The 5,936-nt window shown below is 67.4% G+C and carries 3 protein-coding genes; all 3 read left to right on the forward strand.

Annotated features, from left to right (window positions below; all coding sequences use genetic code 11):
- A partial coding sequence (locus ACKOQ4_RS16890) for a DNA-directed RNA polymerase subunit beta (RefSeq protein ID WP_526293743.1) occupies positions 1–1,130 on the forward strand: 1,130 nt, incomplete at its 5' end.
- A 49-nt stretch (positions 1,131–1,179) separates the two neighbouring features.
- The gene (locus ACKOQ4_RS16895) at positions 1,180–5,130 is read left to right on the forward strand and encodes a DNA-directed RNA polymerase subunit beta' (protein WP_526293744.1); all 3,951 of its coding nucleotides are present in this window, start codon (positions 1,180–1,182) and stop codon (positions 5,128–5,130) included.
- Positions 5,131–5,192: 62 nt separating this feature from the next.
- A partial coding sequence (locus ACKOQ4_RS16900) for a type IV toxin-antitoxin system AbiEi family antitoxin (RefSeq protein WP_526293745.1) occupies positions 5,193–5,936 on the forward strand: 744 nt, incomplete at its 3' end.

Consider the following 5,936-nt stretch of genomic DNA (forward strand, 5'->3'; position numbering starts at 1 on the left):
ACATCCTGGTCGGCAAGGTCACCCCGAAGGGCGAGACGGAGCTGACTCCGGAAGAGCGCCTCCTGCGCGCGATCTTCGGAGAGAAGGCGCGCGAGGTGCGGGATACTTCCCTGAAGGTGCCGCACGGCGAGTCCGGGAAGATCATCGACATCCGGGTCTTCGATGCTGACGAGGGCGACGAGCTGCCGCCGGGAGTCAACCGACTCGTCCGCGTCTACATCGCGCAGAAGCGCAAGATCACCGAGGGTGACAAGCTCGCCGGACGGCATGGCAATAAGGGCGTGATCGCGAAGATCCTCCCCGTCGAGGACATGCCTTTCCTGGAGGACGGGACGCCGGTCGATGTCGTGCTCAATCCACTCGGCGTGCCTGGCCGGATGAACGTCGGCCAGATCCTGGAGACGCACCTGGGCTGGGCAGCGGCCGCCGGATGGCAGGTCGACGGTAAGCCCGAGTGGGCCAAGAACCGTCCCGCGGAACTGCTGCAGGCGCCGGCCGACACCATCGTGTCGACCCCGGTGTTCGACGGTGCCCGCGAGGAGGAGCTGGCCGGGCTGCTCGGCTCCACGCTGGCCAACCGCGACGGCGACGTGATGGTCGACGGCGACGGCAAGGCGATGCTCTACGACGGACGCAGCGGCGAACCGTTCCCGTATCCGGTGACGGTCGGCTACATGTACATCCTCAAGCTGCACCACCTGGTGGACGACAAGATCCACGCCCGCTCGACCGGTCCGTACTCGATGATCACCCAGCAGCCGCTGGGCGGTAAGGCGCAGTTCGGCGGCCAGCGGTTCGGTGAGATGGAGTGCTGGGCCATGCAGGCCTACGGCGCGGCCTACACGCTGCAGGAACTGCTGACCATCAAGTCCGACGACACCGTCGGCCGGGTCAAGGTCTACGAGGCGATCGTCAAGGGCGAGAACATCCCCGAGCCGGGCATCCCGGAGTCGTTCAAGGTGTTGCTCAAGGAACTGCAGTCGCTGTGCCTCAACGTCGAGGTGCTCTCCAGCGACGGCGCCGCCATCGAGATGCGCGACGGCGACGACGAGGACCTGGAACGGGCTGCCGCCAACCTCGGAATCAACCTGTCCCGCAACGAATCAGCGTCCGTCGAGGACCTGGCTTAAGTCTTTCCTCCAATAGTCCTGCTAGTCCCGCAAGGGGAAAGGGAGTTACGTGCTAGACGTCAACTTCTTCGATGAGCTCCGGATCGGCCTGGCCACCGCCGAGGACATCCGCACGTGGTCCTACGGCGAGGTCAAGAAGCCGGAGACCATCAACTACCGCACGCTCAAGCCCGAGAAGGACGGCCTGTTCTGCGAGAAGATCTTCGGACCGACTCGCGACTGGGAGTGCTACTGCGGCAAGTACAAGCGCGTGCGCTTCAAGGGCATCATCTGCGAGCGCTGCGGCGTCGAGGTGACCCGCGCCAAGGTCCGCCGCGAGCGGATGGGGCATATCGAACTGGCCGCTCCGGTCACCCACATCTGGTACTTCAAGGGTGTCCCGTCGCGCCTGGGCTACCTGCTGGACCTGGCGCCGAAGGATCTCGAGAAGATCATCTACTTCGCCGCCTACGTCATCACCGCCGTCGACGACGAGATGCGTCACAACGAGCTCTCCACCCTCGAGGCCGAGATGGTCGTCGAGAAGAAGGGCGTCGAGGATCAGCGCGACAACGACCTGGAGGCCCGCGCGCAGAAGCTCGAGGCCGACCTGGCCGAGCTGGAGGCCGAGGGCGCCAAGTCCGACGTTCGCCGCAAGGTCAAGGACGCCGGCGAGCGCGAGATGCGCCAGATCCGCGACCGCGCCCAGCGTGAGCTGGACCGGCTCGAGGAGATCTGGACCACCTTCACCAAGCTGGCCCCCAAGCAGCTGATCGTCGACGAGAACATCTACCGCGAACTGGTGGACCGCTACGGCGAGTACTTCACCGGCTCGATGGGCGCCGAGGCCATCCAGAAGCTCATCGAGAGCTTCGACATCGACGCCGAGGCCGAGTCGCTGCGCGAGGTCATCCGCAGCGGCAAGGGCCAGAAGAAGCTGCGTGCGCTCAAGCGGCTGAAGGTCGTCGCGGCCTTCCAGCAGTCCGGCAACTCGCCGATGGGCATGGTGCTCGACGCCGTCCCGGTGATCCCGCCGGAGCTGCGCCCGATGGTCCAGTTGGACGGCGGCCGGTTCGCCACCTCCGACCTCAACGACCTCTATCGCCGCGTCATCAACCGCAACAACCGGCTCAAGCGGCTGATCGACCTCGGCGCGCCGGAGATCATCGTCAACAACGAGAAGCGCATGCTTCAGGAGTCCGTCGACGCGCTGTTCGACAACGGCCGCCGCGGCCGGCCGGTCACCGGCCCGGGCAACCGTCCGCTGAAGTCGCTGAGCGATCTGCTCAAGGGCAAGCAGGGCCGGTTCCGCCAGAACCTGCTGGGCAAGCGGGTGGACTACTCGGGGCGTTCGGTCATCGTGGTCGGCCCGCAGCTCAAGCTGCACCAGTGCGGCCTGCCCAAGCTGATGGCCCTGGAGCTGTTCAAGCCGTTCGTGATGAAGCGGCTGGTCGACCTCAACCACGCGCAGAACATCAAGAGCGCCAAGCGCATGGTGGAGCGTCAGCGTCCGCAGGTGTGGGACGTCCTCGAAGAGGTCATCTCCGAGCACCCGGTGCTGCTCAACCGCGCGCCCACCCTGCACCGGCTGGGCATTCAGGCCTTCGAGCCGATGCTGGTCGAGGGCAAGGCCATTCAGCTGCACCCGCTGGTGTGCGAGGCCTTCAACGCCGACTTCGACGGCGACCAGATGGCCGTGCACCTGCCGCTGAGCGCGGAGGCGCAGGCCGAGGCCCGCGTCCTGATGCTGTCGAGCAACAACATCCTCTCGCCGGCGTCGGGCAAGCCGCTGGCCATGCCCCGTCTGGACATGGTCACCGGGCTGTACTACCTGACCACCCACATCGCCGGCGACACCGGCGAGTACACCCCGGCGGCCAAGGACACCCCGGAGACCGGCGTGTACAGCTCGCCGGCCGAGGCGATCATGGCGATGGACCGCGGTGCGCTGAGCCCCCGGGCCCAGATCAAGATCCGCCTGGACCAGCTGCGCCCCTCCCACGAGGTGGAGTCCGAGCTGTTCGGGGAGAACGGCTGGCGGCCGGGCATGGCCTGGATCTGCGAGACCACTCTGGGACGGGTGCTCTTCAATGAGCTTCTGCCGCAGGGTTATCCGTTCGTCAACAAGCAGATGCACAAGAAGGAACAGGCCAAGATCATCAACGATCTGGCCGAGCGCTACCCGATGATCGTGGTCGCGCAGACCGTCGACAAGCTCAAGGACGCCGGCTTCTACTGGGCCACGCGTTCGGGTGTCACCGTCTCGATGGCTGACGTACTCGTGCTCCCGGAGAAGCAGGAGATCCTGGACCGCTACGAGGAAGAGGCGCGCGGTATCGAGAAGAAGTACCAGCGCGGCGCGCTGAACCATCAGGAGCGCAACGACGCTCTGGTGGAACTGTGGAAGAAGGCCACCGAGGAGGTCGGCGACGCGCTTCGGGAGCACTACCCCGACGACAACCCGATCATCACGATCGTGGAGTCCGGCGCCACCGGCAACTTCACCCAGACCCGCACGCTGGCGGGGATGAAGGGCCTGGTGACCAATCCAAAGGGTGAGTTCATCCCGCGTCCGATCAAGTCCTCCTTCCGCGAGGGCCTGACGGTGCTGGAGTACTTCATCAACACCCACGGCGCGCGAAAGGGTCTGGCCGACACCGCCCTTCGCACCGCGGACTCGGGTTATCTCACCCGCCGTCTGGTCGACGTCTCCCAGGACGTCATCGTCCGCGAGAACGACTGCGGCACGGAGCGGGGCATCGTCGTCGACCTGGCCGAGCGCCAGCCCGACGGCAGCCTGATCCGCGACCCGTTCGTGGAGACCTCCGCCTACGCCCGCACGCTGGCGGCTGACGCGGTCGACGCCAAGGGCAACGTGGTCGTCGAGCGCGGCCACGACCTGGGCGACCCGGCGATCGACGCGGCGCTGGAGGCCGGCATCACCCAGGTCAAGGTCCGCTCGGTGCTCACGTGCGCGTCTGCGTCCGGGGTCTGTGCGATGTGCTACGGCCGCTCGATGGCCACCGGCAAACTGGTCGACATCGGCGAGGCCGTCGGCATCGTGGCCGCCCAGTCCATCGGCGAGCCCGGCACCCAGCTGACCATGCGCACCTTCCACCAGGGCGGCGTCGGTGAGGACATCACCGGCGGTCTGCCCCGTGTGCAGGAGCTGTTCGAGGCGCGCATCCCGCGCAACCGTGCCCCGATCGCCGATGTCACCGGGCGGGTCCGCCTGGAGGACACCGACAAGTTCTGGAAGATCACCATCGTTCCCGACGACGGGGGCGAGGAGGTCGTCTACGACAAGCTCTCCAAGCGTCAGCGGCTGCGGGTGTTCAAGCACGAGGACGGCACCGAGCGGCTGCTCGCCGACGGCGACCATGTCGAGGTCGGCCAGCAGCTCATGGAGGGCTTCGCCGACCCGCACGAGGTGCTGCGTGTCGAGGGCCCGCGCAAGGTGCAGATCCACCTGGTCAAGGAGGTCCAGGAGGTCTACCGGGCACAGGGCGTGTCGATCCACGACAAGCACATCGAGGTCATCATCCGGCAGATGCTGCGGCGCGTGACGATCATCGACTCGGGCGCGACGGAGTTCCTGCCCGGCTCGCTGACCGAACGCGGCGAATTCGAGGCGGAGAACCGCCGGGTGGTCGCCGAGGGTGGCGAGCCGGCGGCGGGCCGGCCGGTGTTGATGGGTATCACCAAGGCGTCGCTGGCGACCGACTCGTGGCTGTCGGCGGCGTCGTTCCAGGAGACCACCCGCGTGCTCACCGATGCGGCGATCAACTGCCGCAGCGACAAGCTGCAGGGGCTGAAGGAGAACGTCATCATCGGCAAGCTGATCCCGGCCGGCACCGGCATCAACCGGTACCGCAACATCCAGGTCCAGCCCACCGAAGAGGCGCGCGCCGCGGCGTACACGATCCCGTCGTACGAGGATCAGTACTACAGCCCGGACTTCGGCCAGGCCACTGGCGCCGCGGTGCCGCTGGACGACTACGGATACAGCGACTACCGGTAGTCCTGCCCGGGTTGTCCCCAGGCTGAGGTGCGCGCTTAGCGCAGGCTGCGCATGCTGCGCCGGTGAATCCGGATGCGCTGGCGCTGCTGAGGCGGCGTGGACTTGCCACCACTGCCGAACTGCTGTCGGTTATGACCCGCCAGCAGCTGGATGTCCAGCGCCGCAAGGGCGGCCTGGTCCGGGTCTGGCGTGGCGTCTATTCCCTCGGCGAGCCGGATCTGATGACGAGGCTGCGTGCGCTCGACATGCTGGTGGGCGCCGACGTCATCGCGTGCATGCAGACTGCGGCGGCGCTGTACGGGTTCGGCGTGGCAGGGGGTGGGGCGGTGCATGTACTCGACCCCGGATGCAGGTTGCGTCCTGCGCGGGGACTGGTGGTGCACCAGCGGCGCGGGGCGCCGTTGCATCTGGTTTCCGGTCGTCCTGCCACCGCGCCGGCGTGGACCGCGGTCGAACTCGCCCGAGAGCTGGGCCGGTCCCGGGGCCTTGCGACGCTCGACAGCGCTGTGCGTTCGCGATGGTGCACCACCGCCGATCTGCACGACGCCGTACGGCGGCAGGTTGGCAGACGGGGGATCGTCGGCGTTCGCGGCCTGTTGCCGATCGTCGACCCGCGGGCTGAGTCGGCGATGGAGAGCGAGGCGCGGCTGGCGATGCACGACCATGGACTGCCGCGCCCCGAGCTGCAGTACCTCATCCGCGGCTGCCACGGTGAGTGCTGGCGGGTCGACTTCGCCTGGCCGGAAGCGCGCGTGGCCGCGGAGTACGACAGCGTCGCGTGGCACGCGGGGCGGGCCGAGATGCTG

The organism is Mycobacterium sp., from assembly GCF_046095365.1.
GTDB lineage: Bacteria > Actinomycetota > Actinomycetes > Mycobacteriales > Mycobacteriaceae > Mycobacterium.